This window comes from Citrobacter sp. Cc139 (assembly GCF_030334645.1).
Taxonomy (GTDB): domain Bacteria; phylum Pseudomonadota; class Gammaproteobacteria; order Enterobacterales; family Enterobacteriaceae; genus Citrobacter; species Citrobacter werkmanii.
This window is the reverse complement of sequence record NZ_JAOWDM010000092.1, coordinates 315,093-335,470: the sequence shown is the minus strand read 5'-3', so window position 1 is coordinate 335,470 and position 20,378 is coordinate 315,093. Positions and strand designations below refer to the sequence as shown.

Sequence of the window (20,378 nt, the reverse complement as noted above, 5' to 3'; positions counted from 1 at the left end):
AACAGGAGATAACAATGAACAGTGGACATCGCTTCCATGTGCCAACGCTGCACGCCTTTATTCAGGCCGTTTTTCACCAGATGGGGAGTAACGAGCAGGAAGCGCGGCTGGTGGCCGATCATCTGATTGCCTCTAACCTCGCCGGGCACGACTCCCACGGCATCGGCATGATCCCAAGCTATATTCGCTCCTTCTCGCAGGGACATCTGCAGATCAACCGTCATGCCAAAGTGGTTAAAGATGCGGGGGCGGTGATTACGCTTGATGGCGATTGCGCATTTGGTCAGGTGGCGGCGCACGAGGCAATGACGCTTGGGATTGAAAAAGCGCGCCAGTACGGTATCGCCGCCGTGGCGTTACACAATTCGCACCATATCGGACGTATTGGTTACTGGGCGGAACAATGTGCGGCGGCAGGTTTTGTCTCGGTACACTTTGTGAATGTGGTGGGCATCCCGATGGTCGCGCCGTTCCACGGCCGCGATAGCCGTTTTGGCACCAACCCTTTCTGCGTCGTTTTTCCGCGTAAAGATACTTTCCCGTTGTTGTTGGACTATGCAACCAGCGCCATCGCTTTTGGCAAAACCCGCGTGGCATGGCATAAGGGGGAACCGGTGGCTCCGGGATGTCTTATTGATGCCGAAGGAGCGCCGACAACCGATCCTGCTGTGATGCAGGTCTCTCCGCTGGGGTCGTTGCTGACCTTCGCTCAACACAAGGGTTATGCGTTGGCGGCGATGTGCGAAATTATGGGCGGCGCGCTTTCTGGTGGTAAAACCACACATGAGGAGAGCCTGCAGACCAGTGCGGACGCCATCATTAACTGTATGACCACCCTTATTATTAATCCGGAACTGTTCGGCGCGCCGGATTGCGATAACCAGGTCGCGGCATTTACTGAGTGGGTAAAAGCGTCCCCACATGCCGATGACGCCCCGATCCTGTTGCCTGGTGAGTGGGAGGTGAATACTCGTGATGAAAGGCTGGAACAAGGTATTCCGCTGGATGCCGGAAGCTGGCAGGCAATCTGCGAGGCGGCGTTGCAAATAGGGATGCCCGACACCGTGTTACAGGAATTCCGTGAACGGCTGAAACACCAGGCAAAAAAAAGCCCGTCCAGTGGCGGACGGGCAAACAAAGGGTAACAAACAGGGTCAATGAGGGTTGGAGCATTGGGTCGTACAGGTAATCTTTCGGTTATTTATAGATAACCGCGGTGCCGCTCATTTTGTCGTTGCCGACAGCGGAGGTGATGTTGTAGCCCGTTGCGCCGGCAGCGGCGGCTTTCTCAGCCAGTTTTGCTTCCAGACCATCCAGCGTGGTGGCGCCATCAGCAGATACCACACCAATTTTATTCATGCTTTGTGCCTGAGTGGAGGAAACTGGCTCGGCAGCGAAAACGCCAAATGACAGGGTAGAAAGGGCGATGGCGGCAACGGCAAATTTAATATTTTTCATGATTAATCTCTCGCAGGTTTGTTCTGTTAGTCAGTGTTCTGGTAAGAAGACGTTGTTTCGTCGATGTGAGAAGTATCACGTTTTTTTATGCGAGAGAAAATCGAATAGAATTGACGGCGTCAATCAAAAAAATTGAATGACAAATAACATATTGAATATTAATAAATTCGAAAGAGGGGTTTACAGTTCTTGTCACTGCGCTTTACAGTGAAAGCGACAACGGCACATTTTGCTACACAGCATGCGAAAAAGCGTGCTCGTAAAGGAAATTATCTGCGCTGAAACGTTTGGTAAAGATAAGTCAACGTAACTGGCTGTCTTTCGAACCTCTGCGATTATATCCTGAAAATGCTGAGTTATGTGAATCTTTATCCTGCTGACAGGCTATGCATAAGCGTACGCCTGGCACTGCCTCACGTCTGGCCTGCGGAATAGGATTACCGCACTCTTCGCATTCATACAGACTTTCCCCGGTCGGTAATTCACCACGGGCACGGGCAACAGCATCTTCAATAGTATTGTTGATCTGCTCGTTAACTGCGTCGTCATTTGCCCATCCGGATGCCATATGTACCTCCTGTTATTGTCTACAGAATTAGTATAGCGAATATGATGGCTGAGAAACGACCCCACATCAGCGGTATCAGATTTCAGACCATTCGCGCAGGAAACTGCATTCGGGATGAATGCAGTTGGGCTGAAGTGGAGGGGTTACTTATAGATAGTGGCGCTACCGTACATCTGGTTTTTACCGCCCGCAGAGTTAACGACAAAGCCTTTTGCGCCTTGTTCTTTTGCTTTCTCTGCCAGCTTGTCTTCGAGATCGCTCAGGTTAGTGGCGCCGGTAGCGAATACTGTACCTGAGGCCTGGAGCTGACCGGTTGCTGGGCTGGTGTTGGGCTGTGCGGCAAAGGACGCGAACGTCATACCGGTTAGTACGGTAGCGGCAAGTAATGTGAGGCATTTCTTCATGGTGATATCCTCTGAGAAACAACAGGTGGTGCCTGATAAGTTTAGGCCGCCAGCGGAAGACATTAACCGCAAAAAACTGGTGATAACATATCTGTTTTTTGAACAATCGGTAAGGCAACGTACAGGCATAAAAAATCAAATATCCTTGTTGTGTGTGTTTACCGCGTGGCGTTATGCGGGTATCTTACGCCGCTGTTAAAAGGAGAATGCTATGTCCCCCCAGAAACCGGGATTACACCCGCGTAACCGCCACAATGGCCGTTATGATCTTGCGACTTTATGCCAGGTTACACCCGAGTTGACGCAATTTCTCACCCTCACGCCCGGCGGCGAGCAGAGCGTTAACTTCGCCAATCCGCAGGCAGTGAAGGCGCTCAATAAAGCACTGCTGGCGCATTTTTATGCGGTGAAAAACTGGGATATTCCAGACGGTTTTCTGTGTCCGCCAGTTCCTGGTCGTGCGGACTACATTCACCATCTGGCCGACCTGTTAGGTGAAACGACAGGAACTATTCCGGTAAATGCGAGCGTGCTGGATGTAGGGGTTGGGGCAAACTGCATTTATCCGCTGATTGGCGTGCATGAATACGGCTGGCGATTCACCGGTAGCGAAACCAGTAGCGAAGCGTTTAACAGCGCTCAGGCGATTGTTAACGCCAATCCGGGGTTGACTCGCGCAATTCGTTTGCGCCGGCAAAAAGATGCAGCGTCAATCTTCAACGGTATCATTCATAAAAATGAGCAGTATGAAGCCACAGTATGTAACCCGCCATTCCATGATTCTGCGGCCTCAGCCCGCGCCGGAAGCGAACGTAAGCGTCGTAATCTGGGTCAGGACAAAGATGATGCGCTGAACTTTGGCGGACAGCAGCAGGAGCTGTGGTGTGAAGGCGGCGAAGTGGCGTTCATCAAGAAAATGATCGCCGAAAGCCAGGCCTTTGGCCGTCAGGTGATGTGGTTTACCACGCTGGTTTCGCGCGGTGAGAATTTACCTCCGCTGTATCACGCATTAACGGATGCGGGCGCGGTGAAAGTGGTTAAGAAAGAGATGGCCCAGGGGCAAAAGCAGAGCCGCTTTATTGCCTGGACCTTTATGGATAACGATCAGCGTCGTCGTTTTATGGCGCGTAAACGCTAGAGCGTTGGCTCCCCTGGCGGCAGTTGTTCGCTTGCCGCCGACGGAGGGCCATTCACCGGTGCAGGCAAGACCTGATACGTCTGTACCGGGGCGCGTACGTTGGCCAGATCGAAGTGTTTTTTCACCTGGCTGTCGAGCGCGAAACGTACCGTCCACTGTTTCAGCGGCAGGGTCGTAAATGAGACCCGTAGCGTGAAAGCCGTATTGGTTAACCCCACGATCCCGGCAAACGACGGCTCGCCGATAATAAGCCCGCGAATATCGTCCTTTTCCATCAGCTCAGCGACAGCGTCTTTCAACGCCTGATTGGCTTTATCCGCATCTTCATGACGGTCGACATCGTAATTGGCGACGACTGAGCCAATGCCACGCACAAAGTTGGCGAAGGTGGTTATCGATGACCAGGGAATAATATGGTACGCCCCGGTATCCTGACGCACCCCCACAGAACGAATGGACATCCTTTCAACCGTACCGGTGAGTGGGCCGATAGTGACTAAATCCCCGGTGTTCATACCATTTTCGAACTGAATGAAGATCCCGGTGATAATGTCTTTTACCAGCGTTTGCGAGCCGAAAGAGATCGCCAGCCCCAGCGCCCCGGCCCCGGCCAGCAAGGGGGCGATATTGACGCCAATTTCGGACAGCACAATCATGATAGTAATAGTGCTGATAATCACCGCCAGCGCATTGCGGAACAGCGTTAACAGCGTGCGGGTACGGGCACTGGGCAATGGGCGACCGTGAATATCGGAAGCCAGACGATTTTCAATCAGGCTGGCAAGGATCGTCCAGCCAATGGCGGAGAAGAAAAGAATCAGCGCGATACGAATCAGGATATCCACCGTTTTCTCTCCGGCACCGTAATGCAGCCAGTTCCAGAAGTCGAACAATCCCCAGGCATTGAGCAGCAGCATCACCGCGACGCACACCGTCAGGATCCGGGCCACGCTTAACGCCGTCGACAGCCAGCCATTCAGCCGTTTTTGTAATTCCGGGTAGCTGCGCTGGGTATGTGGCGACAGGGTAATCGTTTTGGCTATCCAACGCGAAAGCATGCCGGAAACAAAGGCGGCAATGCCGATAATCACCAGGCTGCGTAACGTTGCGCCCATCATGAATTTCAGACTGTTGCCAGGGTCAAACAGCGAAAAGAAAAACAGCACAATGAAGTAAGCGCTGGCCAGCCAATGCCATACCAGCGCGAAGGCGCGGATAAACAGGCTGAAAAAGGCTAACGATCTTTCCGCCAGATTGAGCAAATGCTGCGTGATCTCTTTCTTATTTCTGAAAATCAGATACAGCGCCCATAGCGTGATACACAGCATGATGATGACGTTTGCCATCGCACCGACCTGCACGTTAACCTGATTTGAGATAATAGGAACGGCAACAATCAGTCCGTAACCAATCAGGCTGCTTAATGAACTCAAACGGCGATTCCAGTAGCGCGCGCCGTCATCCTGAATGTTAAACGGGCGTAGCTCCGCTACGGTCGGGCAAAATATCAGACGTAAAATCGCTTTGAAGAACTCAATCAACGCAAAGGCATTGAGGAACAGACTTTGCTGGAAAGCGATGGTGCGGCTCCCGGCGTTCATTCGATCGCTCAGAATCTGCCCTATAAACAACGTTAGCGCCAGCAGTAATAAATCGATAATAAATGCGCCGACGATCATTGCCGGAAGCTGTAGCCAGTTGCTGCGTTCGCGGTTTTTCCGTCGTGCCCATTGCCCCATTTTGCGATACAGCGGCAGCGCGCACAGGCGGATCAGCCAGTAAAACCCAAACACTGACGCTGCCAGCATTAAAAAATGGGTCAGGGCATTGGTGAAGGTTTGCGGGTTAAAGGTTTTATGCGGGGCGTCGGTGATGTTGCGGTAAAGCTGGGCAAAGCGGTCGGAAAGAACTTCACTATAGTGACGACTGACATCTGTCACGTTTTCCAATACCGTTTTTTCTTCAGTTAGCGTGGGGGGGACAATCACCGGCACGGGTTCGGGAGGAGGCGTTGCCGCGACTTTGCGCAATTGACCAATCAACTCCTGGCGCGATGCTTCATTGTCCAGTACGTCAGCCAGCGCGGCGTAAGCGGCTTTCTTTTGCTCAACATCAGGCTCTTTTGCGGGGGTGGCTTGCGGGTCGGCTGAAGTCGAGGTTGTGACGCCGGGTATTGTCACCGCGTGAGACGGTATGCTCAGCAGACAAAAGAAGACCAACAGGATCCAGCGCATGACTCCTCCCATGAGAAAATAAATTCAAAAGGATAAGTATAGATGCCAGAGCGTAAGAGAATGGAAATGAGAGGATTCTGGTGAAAACCTCCCTTCGGGCGAAGGGAGGTCAATGCATCAGGAGACGTGCTGCAAGAACTCCTGTAAACGCTGGCTAGGGGGATTTTCAATCAGGGCTTGCGGATTACCGTCTTCGGCAATACGTCCCTTATCAATGAAAATCAGACGTGAGGCCACTTTTTCGGCAAAGCCGATTTCGTGGGTCACAATCACCATGGTCATTCCTTCTTCCGCCAGATCCTGCATGACTTTCAGAACTTCGTGACGCAGTTCAGGGTCAAGCGCCGAGGTTGGCTCATCAAACAGCATCATTTTCGGCTTCACTGCCAGTGCACGGGCGATAGCCACACGCTGTTGTTGACCGCCGGACAGTTCAGAAGGGTAGTGATGCGCGCGCTCGGCCAGGCCGACCTTCGCCAGCAATTCTTTCGCCAACTTCTCTGCCTGTTCTTTATTCGCCCCGCGTACGCGCTGCGGTCCAAACATGACGTTTTCCAGCGCCGTCAGGTGGGGGAACAGGTAGAACTGCTGAAACACCATCCCGGCTTCCTGGCGAATTAACCGCTCATCGACCTTGGGATCGTTGACTTTCAGACCGTCGACGATCAGATCGCCAGAGGTTATCTCTTCCAGCTTGTTAATGCAGCGCAGCAGAGTAGATTTACCGGAGCCGGACGGCCCGATGATGACCACGACTTCGCCCTGCTTAATGTTCAGATCAATATTGTGCAGCACCTGGGTAGGACCAAAGTGCTTAGAAACATTTTTAAATTCAATCACAGGATTTTCATCCTTCTTTCCAGACGACGCAGAATGAAGCTCAGCACCAGTGTAATGATCAGATAGAACACCGCAACGGCGCTCCAGATTTCCAGTGCGCGGAAGTTACCGGCAATGATTTCCTGGCCCTGGCGGGTCAGTTCAGCGACGCCAATGACGATAAACAGCGAGGTATCTTTAATGCTGATGATCCACTGGTTGCCCAGCGGCGGCAGCATACGACGCAGCGCGAGAGGCAAAATAACGTGACGGATAGTCTCTGTACGTGAAAGTCCAAGCGCCAGTCCGGCTTCACTGAATCCTTTATGGATTGAGAGCACCGCACCGCGGGTGATTTCCGCAATATAGGCACCGGAGTTGATCATAATGGTGACAACGGCGGCGCTAAAGGGGTCAATACGTAAATCGTTAAACGCCATTGGCAGAGCGAAGTAGATAAACATCACTTGCACAACGATTGGTGTACCGCGAATGACTTCGATAAACACCAGCGCTACGTGGTTGGCTATCCAACCGCCGAAAGTACGCGCAAACCCTGCTGCAAGCCCGATTACCAGGCCGCCAGCCAGACCGAGGATCGAGATCCATAAGGTCATTTTGGCGCCTTCAATCAAAAGCGGGATGGCGGGCCAGATGGCACTCCAGTCAAACTGCATATGTCGTTCCTGTTACCGTGGTGTAAATATTCAAATGCCCGTTTTGCCAGATACGCTGTGCTTATCCGGTTACAGGTCTCAAAAATCCTGGGAAAGGCCCGGTATGCATCGCGCCACCGGGCATCACTGCCAGTTATTATTTAGGTTCAGTACCGAACCATTTTTTGTAGATCTCGTTATAAGTGCCGTTCTCTTTCAGCGTTTTCAGCGCGCCGTTCACTTTCTCACGCAGGTCATTGCTGCCTTTCGGGAAGGCGATACCGTACTGCTGAGCTTCCAGCGAGTCCCCTACGGCTTTGAACTGGCCGTTACCCGCGGTTTTGATGAAATAAAGAATGTTTGGCGTGTCATGCAGCACGGCGTCTGCGCGGTTGGTGCCCAGTTCCATATAGGCGTTATCGATATTTGGGAACTGACGCAGGTCTTTGGTTTTGATGTTAGCTTTTGCGTAATCAACGGAACCGGTGCCGCTCTTCACAGCAACGACTTTACCATCCAGGTCTTTCACGCTTTTAACGTCGTTATTATTCGCTTTGACCATCACTAACAGACCGCTTTTGTAGTAGCCGTCAGAGAAGTCGATCGCTTTTTTACGCTCGTCGGTGATGGTGATACCCGCCAGTGCCAGGTCGACGTTTTTGGTTTGCAGAGCAGGGATGATGCCGCTGAAATCCATTGGTTTCAGTTCATAATCCAGCTTCAATTCTTTGGCGACGGCAGCCCACAGATCCACATCAAATCCAACGTATTTGTCACCCTGTTTGAATTCAAATGGAACAAACGCGGTGTCAGTTGCGACAACCAGTTTCTTATCTGCGGCATGGGAGGACACCGCAAAAGCCAGGGTAAGTGCAGCCAGTGAAACTTTTAATACAGACTTCATAGGATTTCCTTTTATATCCACGGGGCGATCCCCTGCGAGAACATATGGCTTAATGAAAAAATCGTGCCACTTTTGCAACTCATTGTTTTAAAAAGAAGGTATTTCTTTTCTCTGCACAATAAGTAGGGCAAAGCGGATAATCTGCACTATTTTGGGGCACTCATTTGGTGCGTACCTGACACGGTGCAAACGGTATGACTATTTAGCGTAAAAATTGTTGATAAAACAATCTTTCGTTAACGATTGTGTGAGGTGATTATTACAATTAATTTACTTTGGGGTGACGAATGATCAATGTTATGCACCATAGATGTGCAAAACCCCCGCCGGAGCGAGGGTTTTATAGGTAATTCTTATGACTACAGTTATTCAATGTTGGCTTCGATAAACCACAGGAATTTGTCGAGATCGCGTGACGCAGCGGTGAAGATATCCGCTGTATCTTCGTCTTTTGCTTCGCTAATGGCTTTACGTACGCTGTTGGCGACCACTGCATAACGATCGGCCAGCTCTTTTAAGTGGTCCTGTACGCTATGGATATCCAGCGGATAGCTTTTCAGCGGCGTTTTGCTGTTAATGACCTGGGTTGTACCCAATGCCACACCGCCTAACTGTACGGCGCGCTCAGCCATGGTATCGAGATGATCGGTCAGGGCAGTACGGAAGCCATCCAGCATTTCATGGACAGCAATAAAGTTCGCGCCGCGCATGTTCCAGTGAGCCTGTTTAGTGATCAACGACAGGTCGATGAACTGGATCACTTGCTGATTCAACAGTTCTACCGTTGCTTTCTTTTCACTGTCTGTCACATCGTTGCGAGTATAAACGAGGGCGGATGCTTTTGTTTTTACCAGTTTTGCGGTACTCATATTTTCATATCCTCTTGATATTTATGTCCCAACTCTTCAACGGAAATAAGTATAGCGCTAATTTTGGATTTATTTTTCCGGTGTTACCTATTACTTTAATAGCGAAGAGAGGAGCGGATAATAAAAATCTATTAAAATCATTAGCATAACTGGTTTGATTGTCGCGCAATGTTATTTTTATGTTAATGTGGAAATTAAAAGAAATAGGCGAATAAGAAAAATCTATTTATTAGAAAAATTATCACGAAGATTTACAATTGGATATTCTGCATGATTATGCAAACCATGCAGAATATTAAGGGGTTAATTCACGTCAACTTGCTTAATTTGCGGTTCTTTGCGAATAGTGAGTGTAGAACCCATTGATGCGGCAATAATAGCCCCCAGGGCCAGCGTCTGGATAAGCGTTAGCGTTTCACCGAGGAAGATCATTCCCGAAACCGCAGCCAGCGCGGGCTCCATGCTCATTAACGTACCAAAAGTCCGCGTTGGCAATCGCGTTAGTGCGATCATCTCTAATGAGTAGGGGAGCGCGGTGGAGAGTACGGCCACGGCCAGTCCCAACGGCAGTATTGACCAGTGCCACAGGGCATCGCCGGTCTGAATCGCGCCAATGGGAACAAAAATCAGCGCAGCGATTAATGAACCAACCGCTACGGTTGCCGGACCGTGTTCCGCGCCGGCACGCTGCCCGGTGAGAATATAAACGGCCCAACAGGCGCCAGCTCCCAGCGCCAGCGCTGCGCCGGTTAAATCCACATGAGAAACGTCCTGGCCAAGCGGTAACAGGAACCAAAGCCCAAGAACGGCCAGCGCAACCCAAATAAAATCTACAGGGCGTCGGGATGAAAACAGCGCCACTGCAAGCGGGCCGGTAAACTCCAGCGCCACGGCAATTCCCAGCGGGACAGTCTGAATAGACAGATAAAAGAGGTAGTTCATCCCGCCAAGAGACAGACCATAAAACAGCAGCGGCAGGCGCTGTTCTTTGGCAAAACGTAAACGCCAGGGTTTAAAGAAGGCGATAAGGATGAGCGTGCCCAGTGCGAGGCGCAGCGCGGTAACGCCAGGCGCACCGACGAGAGGGAACAGCGATTTTGCCAGAGATGCTCCGCTTTGAATGGAGGACATAGCAATAAGCAAAACTAAAATAGGTAACCAAACTGGCGCTTTTCGTAACGACCCCGGCATCCTTTCTCCTGACAAATGATGGTTACATCTCTTCATCTGCGCGGCGTTGCGACGCGGATGGCAAAATGTATAGAAAAGTAAAACAGCGAGTGTAATGGAAATACACTCAACTGGTTGAGTATTGGTTGAAAAAAAAATTCTTCAGATCCGTACAATGGTACGAAATTGGTGGATTAATAATCTGCGTGATTAGGAATTATCTGGATGAATGTGTCGTATTGTGCGCGCAATAATGGCTCATTAGCTTAAAAAAGTGGTGTAAATTGAAAGGTATAGCTGGTTTGTGAAATGTTTTGTTACATGAAAGAGCCCGTTAGACACCGCGAATCGCAAAGAGTTTCCCATCAATTTTTGTTATATTTAAAACTTAGGATTTACTTGAAGCACATTTGAGGTGGTTATGAAAAAAATTGCATGTCTTTCAGCACTGGCCGCTGTTCTGGCTTTCTCCGCAGGTACTGCTGTAGCTGCTACTTCTACCGTTACTGGTGGTTACGCTCAGAGTGATGCTCAGGGCGCAGCGAACAAAATGAACGGTTTCAACCTGAAGTATCGCTACGAGCAGGACAACAACCCGCTGGGTGTAATCGGTTCCTTCACTTACACTGAAAAAGACCGTACCGATGCTTCTGGCGACTACAACAAAACCCAGTACTACGGCATCACTGCGGGTCCGGCTTACCGTCTGAACGACTGGGCAAGCATCTACGGTGTAGTGGGTGTTGGTTACGGTAAATTCCAGAACGCAGCATCTCCGGCTGACAACCACACCACCAGCGACTACGGTTTCTCTTACGGTGCTGGTCTGCAGTTCAACCCGATCGAAAACGTTGCTCTGGACTTCTCCTATGAGCAGAGCCGTATTCGTAGCGTTGACGTTGGCACCTGGATCGCTGGCGTGGGTTACCGCTTCTAATCACTTCGGTGATATAAAAAATCCGCCTTTTGAGGCGGATTTTTTTTGCGTGTAATTTAGAGATTAACGAGATTTGGTCTCAAAGATATCGCTACCCAGATGGTTGTAATCCACCTTCTGCAGTTTGAAGTTGGTGATATACACCGGTCCGGCTTTCTTCTCTGAGATAAAACGGTAGCTGTTGGTAATTTCCTTCGCGCTGATCCCCGTCCATTGAGAGAAAAAGCTGAGGAAATCATTGGCAGAGCGACGGGCTTTGATCACCCGATGCGCTTTATCATCGCTCGACAGCACCATAAAAGGCACCTGGAAATTCTGCTGGAACCGATCGTCATGCGCCAGGTACTGCACCTCTTTTCCCCGCTCTTTAAAGGCGAGGCCATGATCGGAGAAATAGACCATCGAGAAGCTATTGCCGCTGTTACGTAATTGCTCGTAAAGCTGGCGCAGCAGGTCATCCGTCTGCGTCATGGTGTACAGATAACAAGATGTCTCTTTTGACTGAACGAAGGTCTCGTATTTTCCTTGCGTACGGTCGCAGGCCTGGGGATGTGAACCCATTAAATGCAGCACGATGAGCTGCGGCTGAGTGCGCTCGGTTGCCAGTACCTGGGCGGTCATCTTTAACAGTTCTTCGTCACGGGTATTTTTATCCGCTTCGAAATCACCATTTTTGAGGAAGTGCACTTCATCAGCCCGCTTTGCGATACTGGCGATAGCCGTATCGTATTCACCAATCTGCCCCTGATTGGAAAACCACCACGTCTGGAATCCCGCGCGGTTAGCCAGAGTGACAAAGTTATCCTGGAACTGGGGCTTATTATCAACGACCCGATTAAGCGTTAAGCCAAGCGATTTTTGCGTTGAACCGCTTGCGGCAATGTAATCTGCGAACAGATAGCCGTTAACGGAACTGGCAAACGGGGTGTTATCCCAGTGACCGCCAAACGCGCCTAAGGCATCGCGGCGGGCGCTTTCACCAATGACCACGACATAGGTGTGATACTTTGGCTTCACGGCGGTTACTGTCCAGCTGTCTTTCACACTCGACAGCTTCGCCATGCGCTCCTGTTCATCGAGCACTTCGTTATTATTGACGATCACGTCTTTGGCGAAGCGGAAAACCGGATAACCGGTGTCCTTAAGCTTGAACACGCCGCCCCAGGCCAGGTTTTGTACCGGGGTAACAAAAAACGCGATGACGCTAAACAACAAACACAGACTGTCGTACTTATTCCAACTGCGCTTCTGCGCTTCTTTTTTACGGCGTACGGCGATAACGCCGAGGGCAAAAATAAATACCCCAACCAGATAATTGTACCAGGGGAAGATGGTCAGGATCTCGGTGGACTCTTCCATATTGGTTGAATGCAGCGCCAGCAACGTATTGAAGTTAGGCGAACCGTAAGCCTGACCAAACGGAAAGTACATCGCCGCAATAAGTGAGCAAATGCCGATCAGCACTTTCTGCGCGCGCGGCGCGCTGCGCCACAGCAGTATTAATATACAGGTGAAAGCAACGCTGTAGAGCAAGCTAAGCGGATAGCCCAACGCCAGGTTGATCAGCATAGACTGTAAGAAATAGAGGCCAGTCCACGGACTAATGGCCCGGCTACGAGCAATGATTGAATCTTTGAGGGTTAAATTCATACGCCACTAATGCAAAAACGCCATGTGCTTACCCTGGCGTTAAGGGTCATTGCCTGCCTGAGAGTGCGAGAAGAGGGATAGGGTCCGCATCCGCGAGCCGCAATATACGCAGGGCTGCGAAAAGATAGAGTGTGCATGAGAGAAGGTCAACTACTACAAGGAAATTGTTTTGCGAGAGAGGTGGCAAAACTGACAAAAAGCAGGGTTATTGGGACGAAAAACACTACTGTACCCAGATGACAGCAGGGAAAGGAAGCGGCGTACCGCGACGCCGCATTATTTTTCTGAAGGTTTATCCTGCTCTGGTTTGCTGTTGATCATGTCACACAGCATAGAGATCAGCATCAACCGTACTTTAAAGGGAGAATGGCTAAACACGCGTATACACCTCTTAAATTCATTCATATAAACCTCCTGACTTCACGATCCCATCAGTCCTTGAGGGATGTCTTTATTATATACAGATATAGCACAGGCTATATTATATAGCTATTGCTAAAACGTTAATTTTTTGTGCCCACGCAACTCTGGTTTACAATGAGCGCTCTCTAATCAGATGCCGTTAACGCGTCACAGTAACGAGGAAGCAGAATGAGTCGTCGCGCAGGTACGCCAACAACAAAAAAAGTGACGCAATTGGTGAATGTCGAAGAACACGTTGAAGGATTTCGTCAGGTCCGGGAGGCGCATCGCCGCGAGCTGATTGATGACTACGTAGAGCTGATTTCCGATCTCATTATTGAGGTAGGTGAAGCGCGCCAGGTGGACATGGCTGCCCGACTCGGGGTTTCCCAGCCGACGGTTGCCAAAATGTTGAAGCGCCTTGCTTCCGTCGGGTTGATTGAAATGATCCCCTGGCGCGGTGTGTTTTTAACCGCAGAAGGCGAACGTCTGGCCCAGGAGAGCCGGGAGCGTCATCAGATTGTGGAAAATTTCCTGTTGATGTTAGGTATCAGCCCGGAAATTGCCCGCCGTGACGCAGAGGGAATGGAGCACCACGTCAGTAAGGAAACGCTGGAGGCTTTTAGCCGTTTTACGCAACAGCAAGGATCTGGCTCTGAATGAGTTTTCCTTTACTACGCGCCTTGCAGCGCGATCGTTTTTTCCAGCTGTTAATCATCGTCGGGGTTGTACTGAGCGTGTTCACGCCATTTACGCCCCGTTCCTGGCCTGGAGCGATTGACTGGCACACCATTATTACGCTTAGCGGCCTGATGTTACTGACCAAAGGCGTAGAATTAAGCGGTTACTTCGATGTGTTAGGGCGCAAGATGACCCGCCGCTTTCACACTGAACGCCAATTGGCGATATTTATGGTGCTGGCGGCGGCGCTGCTGTCGACGTTTCTGACCAACGATGTTGCGTTGTTTATTGTTGTCCCGCTGACCATCACCCTGAAAAAATTGTGCGCCATTCCGGTGAATCGCCTGATTATCTTTGAGGCGCTGGCGGTAAACGCCGGATCGTTGCTGACGCCAATCGGCAATCCGCAAAATATCCTGATGTGGGGGCGCTCCGGGTTGTCATTTACCGCGTTTACCTGGCAAATGGCGCCGCTCGCGGGTGCCATGATGCTGACGCTGGTGGTGCTGTGCTGGTTCAGTTTCCCGAACAAAGCATTGCACTATCATACCGGGACGCGCGCGCCAGACTGGCAACCACGCCTGGTGTGGAGCTGTCTTGCGCTGTATATCATCTTTCTGACGGCGCTGGAGTTAAAACAAGAGCTGTGGGGTCTGGCGATTGTGGCGGCGGGGTTCATTGTTCTGGCGCGTCGCGTCATCCTCAGCGTGGACTGGACGCTGCTGCTGGTATTTATGGCGATGTTTATCGATGTGTATTTGCTGACGCAGCTACCGGCATTGCAGGGGATAACGCACCAGATTGGCACGCTCTCAGCGCCGGGTCTCTGGTTGACGGCCATTGGCCTGTCGCAGTTTATCAGTAATGTTCCCAGTACGATTTTGTTGCTGAACTACGTTCCGCCGACGCTGCTGCTGGCCTGGGCGGTTAATGTGGGCGGCTTCGGGCTGCTGCCGGGATCGCTGGCGAATCTTATCGCTTTACGCATGGCAAACGATCGACGGATCTGGTGGCGTTTTCATTGGTATTCGTTGCCGATGCTGATATGGGCGGCGCTGGTAGGGTATGTTTTGCTGCAGATGATGTAATTGATATGGTGTGCCGGATGGCGGCTGGCGCCTGATCCGGCCTACTGCGTTGGTAGGCCCGATAAGCGTAGCGCCATCGGGCATGTATAGCAGATTAGTTCAGACGAACCGGCATACCAGAACGGTTCTGTACCGCCTGCTCAACGACGGACTGATCGACATCAGACTGACCGGTGACGCTGGTAATGCTCTTGTTCAGCGTAATCGGTACGATTTCCCCGCCTTCAAACTGTGCTTCCGTGGTGGACAGCGGGTTGTGTACCTCGATGTAGCGGCTGCCGTCTGGTTCGGTAGTGGCTTTCACCGGCTCATCGATAAACTGTACGCGAGTGCCGACCGGCACATTTTCAAACAGGAATTTGATGTCGTCGTTACGCAGACGGACACAACCGTGGCTGACACGTAAGCCAACGCCGAAGTTAGCATTGGTGCCGTGAATAGCATACAGACGGCCGATATACAGTGCGTACAGCCCCATCGGGTTATCCGGGCCTGCCGGAACCACGGCTGGCAGCGGTTCGCCCGCAGCGCGGTATTCCGCATGCATTTTCGCCGTTGGCGTCCAGGTTGGGCCCGCTTTCTTACGTTCTACTTTGGTGGTCCAGTTGATTGGCGTGTCTTTGCCTAACTGGCCGATACCGATCGGCAGAACGATAACGGTGTTGGTGCCTTTCGGGTAGTAGTACAAACGCATTTCAGCGCTGTTGATAACAATACCTTCATGCACGGTATCCGGCAGGATCAACTGCTGAGGAATGTTCAGTACGGTGCCGCCCTTCGGCAGGAAAGTATCCACGCCAGGGTTCGCTTCCAGCATGTTAGACAGACCCATCTGATATTCTGCCGCAAAATACTCCAGCGGTTGGGTATTGCCTTCAGGAATGGTGATGACCTGGTTTTGGCCAATCAAACGGCTACCATCGGTAGGCAGCGGGTACGTGACGGCTGAGGCAGTGTTGCAAAAACCAACTACCGCAAGTGCCGCCGCGAAAAGCGTTGTCAATTTCATATTCATCTTCATGTATGCGAGATTCAGTGCCAGGCAGGCGAGTGGGTTGAGATTTATGTAGTGTTGGGCACGCATTATATGTGCAATCTGAGCAACAAGGAATTCGGATGTGTACTAAATCACATTTTTTTCCTTTTGCTTTCACTTTCCCCCTTCAGCATGAAGGGGCGATCTTATCGTAGACTTATGGCATAATAAGCGGTTTGTCACATATTTCTTTCTCTTTCAGGATACGCCAGTGTTAGTTTCCAGCAACGTCACCATGCAGTTTGGCAGTAAGCCGCTGTTTGAAAATATTTCCGTCAAATTTGGCGGCGGCAACCGTTACGGCCTGATTGGCGCGAACGGTAGCGGTAAATCCACTTTTATGAAAATTCTCGGCGGTGATCTCGAACCGACGCTGGGTAACGTTTCCCTCGATCCGAATGAGCGCATCGGTAAGCTGCGTCAGGATCAGTTCGCCTTTGAAGAGTTCACCGTGCTTGACACCGTGATCATGGGGCATGCTGAACTGTGGGCAGTGAAGCAGGAGCGCGATCGTATATACGCGCTGGCCGAAATGAGTGAAGAAGACGGCTATAAAGTGGCTGACCTCGAAGTTCAGTACGGTGAAATGGACGGTTATTCTGCTGAAGCGCGTGCGGGCGAACTGCTGCTGGGCGTGGGTATTCCGGTAGAACAACATTACGGGCCGATGAGCGAAGTCGCACCCGGCTGGAAGCTGCGTGTGCTTCTGGCGCAGGCGCTATTCTCTAACCCGGACATTCTGCTGCTCGACGAACCAACGAACAACCTGGATATCGACACCATCCGCTGGCTGGAGCAGACGCTGAACGAACGTGACAGCACCATGATCATCATTTCGCACGACCGTCACTTCCTGAACATGGTCTGCACGCACATGGCGGATCTGGACTACGGCGAACTGCGTGTTTATCCGGGGAACTACGACGAATACATGACGGCGGCCACCCAGGCGCGTGAACGTCTGCTGGCCGATAATGCCAAGAAGAAAGCGCAGATTGCTGACCTGCAATCTTTCGTCAGCCGCTTTAGCGCCAACGCCTCAAAATCTCGTCAGGCGACTTCCCGCGCCCGTCAGATCGATAAAATTAAACTGGAAGAAGTTAAAGCTTCCAGCCGTCAGAACCCGTTCATTCGCTTCGAACAGGATAAGAAACTGTTCCGTAACGCGCTGGAAGTGGAAGCGCTTACTAAAGGTTTTGATGAAGGCCCGCTGTTTAAAAACTTCAATCTGCTGCTCGAAGTGGGTGAGAAGATTGCCATTCTGGGCGCCAACGGCGTGGGTAAATCCACTATGCTGAAAACGCTGGTCGGTGATTTGCAGCCGGATAACGGTACCGTGAAGTGGTCCGAAAACGCGCAAGTTGGTTACTACGCGCAGGATCATGAATATGAGTTCGAAAACGATCTGACCGTATTCGAGTGGATGAGCCAGTGGAAACAAGAAGGCGATGATGAACAGGTTGTGCGCAGCTTCCTCGGTCGTCTGCTGTTCAGCCAGGACGATATCAAGAAGCCTGCAAAAGTGCTCTCTGGTGGTGAAAAAGGGCGCATGCTGTTCGGTAAGCTGATGATGCAGAAACCGAATATTCTGGTAATGGATGAACCAACTAACCACCTGGATATGGAATCGATTGAGTCGCTGAACATGGCGCTGGAAATGTATCAGGGCACGTTGATTTTCGTTTCTCACGACCGTGAGTTCGTCAGTTCTCTGGCAACCCGTGTGATTGAAATTACGCCGGAGCGCGTGATCGACTTCACCGGTAACTACGAAGATTACCTGCGTAGTAAAGGTATCGACGGCTAATTTCCCGTCGTCTTTCACGCTGCAGATGTGTTGGCTTCACCTGTTCACCCCGGTCACTTACTAATGTAAGCTCCCGGGGATTCACAGGTTTGCCGCCTTCCTGCAGCGCGAAATACTTAGGGAAAGGCGTCGAGCCTTTATTCCCTCTCCCTGTGGGAGAGGGGTAGGGTGAGGGCATCAGGCAGCACTACACCAGCCACTCGCCCCCTTCAACCCCATTCACCAGCAGCTTACGTTTTTCCCCCGCCGGTAACGACACCTTCAGCGCCTTCCACGCCGGATGATAATCCCCACGCGCGTTGACCTTCAGATTGATCGCTGCGCCATCACACACCATCTCCCATTCCACCCACAGCGCATTGCCATTCTGGTAGCCCCAGCTTTCGCCGTCATCTTCAAACAGCAGGCCGGAGGTTGTGCCGACGCCTTTCACCGGGAACAGCTTCAGCTCACGGGTGTTGTCTTTTTCAGCGGACACGTGGGTAATGCGTTCGCTTAGCGGAAGAGCAGCACCTGCGCGTACCAGCAGCGGCAGTTTTTCCAGCGGCGCGTCGAGAACGATCGATTGCCCGCCAGCGAACCACTCGTTGGTGTAAAAATCGTACCAACCGGTTTCGTTATCCGGCAGCCAGACGCGACGCTCGCGCTGCCCGGCTTCGACGACGCTTGCCACCAGCAGGTCGCGGCCCAGCAGGAAGTCATCGCACTCTTCAAAGGTCTGCGCATCGTGCTCGTGATCGAGGAAGGTCGGGCGCAGCATCGGCTCGTCGTCGGCATGCGCCTGCCAGAGCAGGGTGTAAAGATACGGCAGCAGGCGATAGCGCAGTTCAATGGCACCACGAATGGCAGGCGTCACGCCCGGATACATCCACGGCTCGTTCACCGTGTGGTCATCATTCCATGAGTGAATGGTAAAGCGCGGATGCATCACGCCGTTTTGTACCCAGCGGACAAACAGCTCGGCGTCCGGTTTGTCGCCGGAGAAACCGCCGACGTCGTGACCGACGTTGAACAGCCCGGACAAGCTCATCCCCAGCCCCATGCGGGTATTGAAGCGCAGGGTGTCCCAACTGGTGCGGTTATCACCGCTCCAGGTCTGCACGTAGCGCTGCATCCCGGCGCAGCCGGAACGGGAGATGAGATACGGGCGCTTCTCCGGGGCGAAACGCTGCTGCGCTTCCAGCGAGGCGCGCATCATCAGCAGCGGCATTACCGGGCGAATGTGTTTGATAGCGATCTCCTGGCCGAAGCCATGGCAGCGCGCTTCGCCGTCCCACACTTCAAACTCGTTGTTGTCGTTCCAGGTGGCGTCGATCCCCATCTCCAACAACTGCGTGGTCACGCCTTCCTGCCACCACTGGATAGTCTGCGGGTTGGTAAAGTCAAGGTTAGAGCCTTCGTCATCCCAGAAGCTGGAACGTTCTGGCGCATCGGTTTCTGAATCGCGAATAAACAGGCCGCGTTCTGCCACTTCGTTATAACGCGGGTGATCCTGCAACAGACACGGTTTGATATTGGCCGCCAGTTTCAGCCCCGCGTCGTGGAACGCCTGGCTCATCACCTTCGGCTGCGGCACTTTGTCGTAGTTCCAGTTAAAGACGTAGCGCTTGCCGTTGATCGAGGTGTAGCCGGACGAGAGCTGGAACGAGTCGCACGGAATAGCGTGGTCTGCGCACAGGCGGATGAAGTTCATGAGCTGGTTCTGCGCGTCCGGTGCGTCGGTGTAATGCATGGTCGAGCCGCTGTAGCCCAGGCTCCATTTGGGTCCGAAAAGCGTTTTGCCGGTCAGACGGACAAAGGCTTTGGTGACGTCCAGCACGCGCTTGCCGGTAAAGATGTAGTAATCAATATCACCGGCTTCCGCCTGCCAGCGGCGATAGGCGGTGTGGTAGTTATCGATTTCGTTACCCAAATCCAGCCAGCAACTGCTCAGGTTGTCGTAGAACAGGCCGTAGCTCACATCATGGCGGCGGGCGATAGTGAACGGGATGTGCTTGTACAGCGGGTCAGTGCTGACTGCGTTATAGCCCATCGCATCGAGGTTGCGCATTTCATAGCGTTTACCGTTGCGCTGCAGATTGCCCGCTTTCTCGCCCAGGCCGTAGAAACGCTCATCCTTAGAGCGGCTCAGATAGTGCGCCACGCCGTCGCCGTGGGCATTCAGCAGGTAGGCGCTGGTTGGTCGGTCATTGACCAGCGGCTGCCACTCGCCCGCCTCATTGCGGTAGTGCCACTCCAGCCACAGCGGCTGGTGGACGGTCACGCGTAGCTGTTCGGTTGCCACGGTTAGCGCACCACCCTGCTGCGTCAGGTTCCAGGCCGGGCAGGAGAAACCGCTTATGTCGTCACGATGGCGGCCTTCCCACGGCACGTCTTTTTCCGGTGCGATGCTCCAGGTGCGGTCCAGCGCCAGCTCGCCTTTGCGCTTAACCAGCACGCGAAAAAGATTCTCTTCCAGCACATACAGACACAGACGGTGCTGGTTATCGACCAGCAGTTCAAGATGGTTTGCTGACTGCTTATCTACGATCCAGTTTTTCAGGGTTTTCATATGCAA

The 20,378-nt window shown here is 52.0% G+C and carries 19 protein-coding genes; 6 read left to right on the top strand and 13 right to left on the bottom strand.

Annotated features, from left to right (window positions below; all coding sequences use genetic code 11):
• Positions 1 to 14 precede the first annotated feature (14 nt).
• Complete coding sequence (locus tag OGV69_RS20750) at positions 15 to 1,145, top strand: malate/lactate/ureidoglycolate dehydrogenase (protein WP_051594512.1); 1,131 nt, start codon at positions 15 to 17, stop codon at positions 1,143 to 1,145.
• A gap of 52 nt (positions 1,146 to 1,197) precedes the next feature.
• On the opposite strand, the gene ybiJ is transcribed toward OGV69_RS20750, so the two are convergent.
• The 3 genes from ybiJ to mcbA form a co-directional block, all read right to left on the bottom strand.
• The gene (ybiJ, locus tag OGV69_RS20745; RefSeq protein ID WP_006685371.1) at positions 1,198 to 1,458 is read right to left on the bottom strand and encodes a DUF1471 family protein YbiJ; all 261 of its coding nucleotides are present in this window, start codon (positions 1,456 to 1,458) and stop codon (positions 1,198 to 1,200) included.
• A gap of 301 nt (positions 1,459 to 1,759) precedes the next feature.
• Positions 1,760 to 2,026 carry a DksA/TraR family C4-type zinc finger protein gene (locus OGV69_RS20740; RefSeq protein ID WP_003831562.1) on the bottom strand — a complete coding sequence of 89 codons (267 nt, stop codon included), beginning with the start codon at positions 2,024 to 2,026 and terminating at the stop codon, positions 1,760 to 1,762.
• Positions 2,027 to 2,169: 143 nt separating this feature from the next.
• Positions 2,170 to 2,430, bottom strand: a complete 261-nt coding sequence (gene mcbA / locus OGV69_RS20735; protein ID WP_069323210.1) for a DUF1471 family periplasmic protein McbA — start codon at positions 2,428 to 2,430, stop codon at positions 2,170 to 2,172.
• A gap of 211 nt (positions 2,431 to 2,641) precedes the next feature.
• Between mcbA and rlmF the strand changes: the two genes are divergently transcribed.
• Positions 2,642 to 3,568 carry a 23S rRNA (adenine(1618)-N(6))-methyltransferase RlmF gene (gene rlmF, locus OGV69_RS20730; RefSeq protein WP_038639107.1) on the top strand — a complete coding sequence of 309 codons (927 nt, stop codon included), beginning with the start codon at positions 2,642 to 2,644 and terminating at the stop codon, positions 3,566 to 3,568.
• Here the strand turns inward: rlmF and ybiO are convergent.
• The 6 genes from ybiO to rhtA form a co-directional block, all read right to left on the bottom strand.
• Positions 3,565 to 5,802: a mechanosensitive channel protein gene (ybiO, locus tag OGV69_RS20725; protein ID WP_038639109.1), complete on the bottom strand. Its 2,238-nt coding sequence runs from the start codon at positions 5,800 to 5,802 to the stop codon at positions 3,565 to 3,567. The two genes, rlmF and ybiO, sit on opposite strands and share 4 nt — an antisense overlap.
• Before the next feature lie 117 nt (positions 5,803 to 5,919).
• Positions 5,920 to 6,642, bottom strand: a complete 723-nt coding sequence (gene glnQ / locus OGV69_RS20720; protein WP_042309588.1) for a glutamine ABC transporter ATP-binding protein GlnQ — start codon at positions 6,640 to 6,642, stop codon at positions 5,920 to 5,922.
• Positions 6,639 to 7,298 (bottom strand): glutamine ABC transporter permease GlnP, encoded by a 660-nt coding sequence (gene glnP / locus OGV69_RS20715; RefSeq protein ID WP_006685364.1) that lies wholly within the window; start codon positions 7,296 to 7,298, stop codon positions 6,639 to 6,641. The genes glnQ and glnP overlap by 4 nt, the downstream gene beginning before the upstream one ends.
• A 136-nt stretch (positions 7,299 to 7,434) precedes the next feature.
• Entirely contained in the window at positions 7,435 to 8,181 is a 747-nt protein-coding gene (glnH, locus tag OGV69_RS20710; RefSeq protein WP_038639115.1) for a glutamine ABC transporter substrate-binding protein GlnH, read from the bottom strand.
• Between the two features lie 365 nt (positions 8,182 to 8,546).
• A complete protein-coding gene (gene dps, locus OGV69_RS20705; protein ID WP_038639118.1) occupies positions 8,547 to 9,050 on the bottom strand; it encodes a DNA starvation/stationary phase protection protein Dps in 504 nt (167 codons plus the stop codon).
• Positions 9,051 to 9,353: 303 nt separating this feature from the next.
• A complete protein-coding gene (gene rhtA, locus OGV69_RS20700; RefSeq protein WP_038639121.1) occupies positions 9,354 to 10,241 on the bottom strand; it encodes a threonine/homoserine exporter RhtA in 888 nt (295 codons plus the stop codon).
• 400 nt (positions 10,242 to 10,641) lie between these two features.
• Between rhtA and ompX the strand changes: the two genes are divergently transcribed.
• Positions 10,642 to 11,157: an outer membrane protein OmpX gene (gene ompX, locus OGV69_RS20695; protein WP_003035257.1), complete on the top strand. Its 516-nt coding sequence runs from the start codon at positions 10,642 to 10,644 to the stop codon at positions 11,155 to 11,157.
• A gap of 63 nt (positions 11,158 to 11,220) precedes the next feature.
• On the opposite strand, the gene OGV69_RS20690 is transcribed toward ompX, so the two are convergent.
• Positions 11,221 to 12,807, bottom strand: a complete 1,587-nt coding sequence (locus OGV69_RS20690; protein WP_069323212.1) for a phosphoethanolamine transferase — start codon at positions 12,805 to 12,807, stop codon at positions 11,221 to 11,223.
• A 276-nt stretch (positions 12,808 to 13,083) separates the two neighbouring features.
• The gene (gene mntS, locus OGV69_RS20685; RefSeq protein ID WP_003831584.1) at positions 13,084 to 13,212 is read right to left on the bottom strand and encodes a manganase accumulation protein MntS; all 129 of its coding nucleotides are present in this window, start codon (positions 13,210 to 13,212) and stop codon (positions 13,084 to 13,086) included.
• Positions 13,213 to 13,398: 186 nt separating this feature from the next.
• On the opposite strand from mntS, the gene mntR reads away from it, so the two are divergent.
• The gene (mntR, locus tag OGV69_RS20680; protein ID WP_038639127.1) at positions 13,399 to 13,872 is read left to right on the top strand and encodes a manganese-binding transcriptional regulator MntR; all 474 of its coding nucleotides are present in this window, start codon (positions 13,399 to 13,401) and stop codon (positions 13,870 to 13,872) included.
• Complete coding sequence (locus OGV69_RS20675) at positions 13,869 to 14,978, top strand: anion transporter (protein ID WP_069323213.1); 1,110 nt, start codon at positions 13,869 to 13,871, stop codon at positions 14,976 to 14,978. The genes mntR and OGV69_RS20675 overlap by 4 nt, the downstream gene beginning before the upstream one ends.
• 94 nt (positions 14,979 to 15,072) lie before the next feature.
• Here OGV69_RS20675 and ldtB read toward each other — a convergent pair whose 3' ends face one another.
• Positions 15,073 to 15,993, bottom strand: coding sequence for a L,D-transpeptidase (gene ldtB, locus OGV69_RS20670; protein ID WP_038643088.1), 921 nt, complete (start codon positions 15,991 to 15,993; stop codon positions 15,073 to 15,075).
• Between the two features lie 232 nt (positions 15,994 to 16,225).
• On the opposite strand from ldtB, the gene OGV69_RS20665 reads away from it, so the two are divergent.
• Positions 16,226 to 17,821 carry an ABC-F family ATPase gene (locus OGV69_RS20665; RefSeq protein ID WP_038639134.1) on the top strand — a complete coding sequence of 532 codons (1,596 nt, stop codon included), beginning with the start codon at positions 16,226 to 16,228 and terminating at the stop codon, positions 17,819 to 17,821.
• A gap of 187 nt (positions 17,822 to 18,008) precedes the next feature.
• Here the strand turns inward: OGV69_RS20665 and OGV69_RS20660 are convergent, their stop codons facing one another.
• On the bottom strand, positions 18,009 to 20,372 hold the full coding sequence (locus tag OGV69_RS20660) for a glycoside hydrolase family 31 protein (protein WP_069323214.1): 2,364 nt from the start codon (positions 20,370 to 20,372) through the stop codon (positions 18,009 to 18,011).
• Between the last annotated feature and the right edge of the window lie 6 nt (positions 20,373 to 20,378).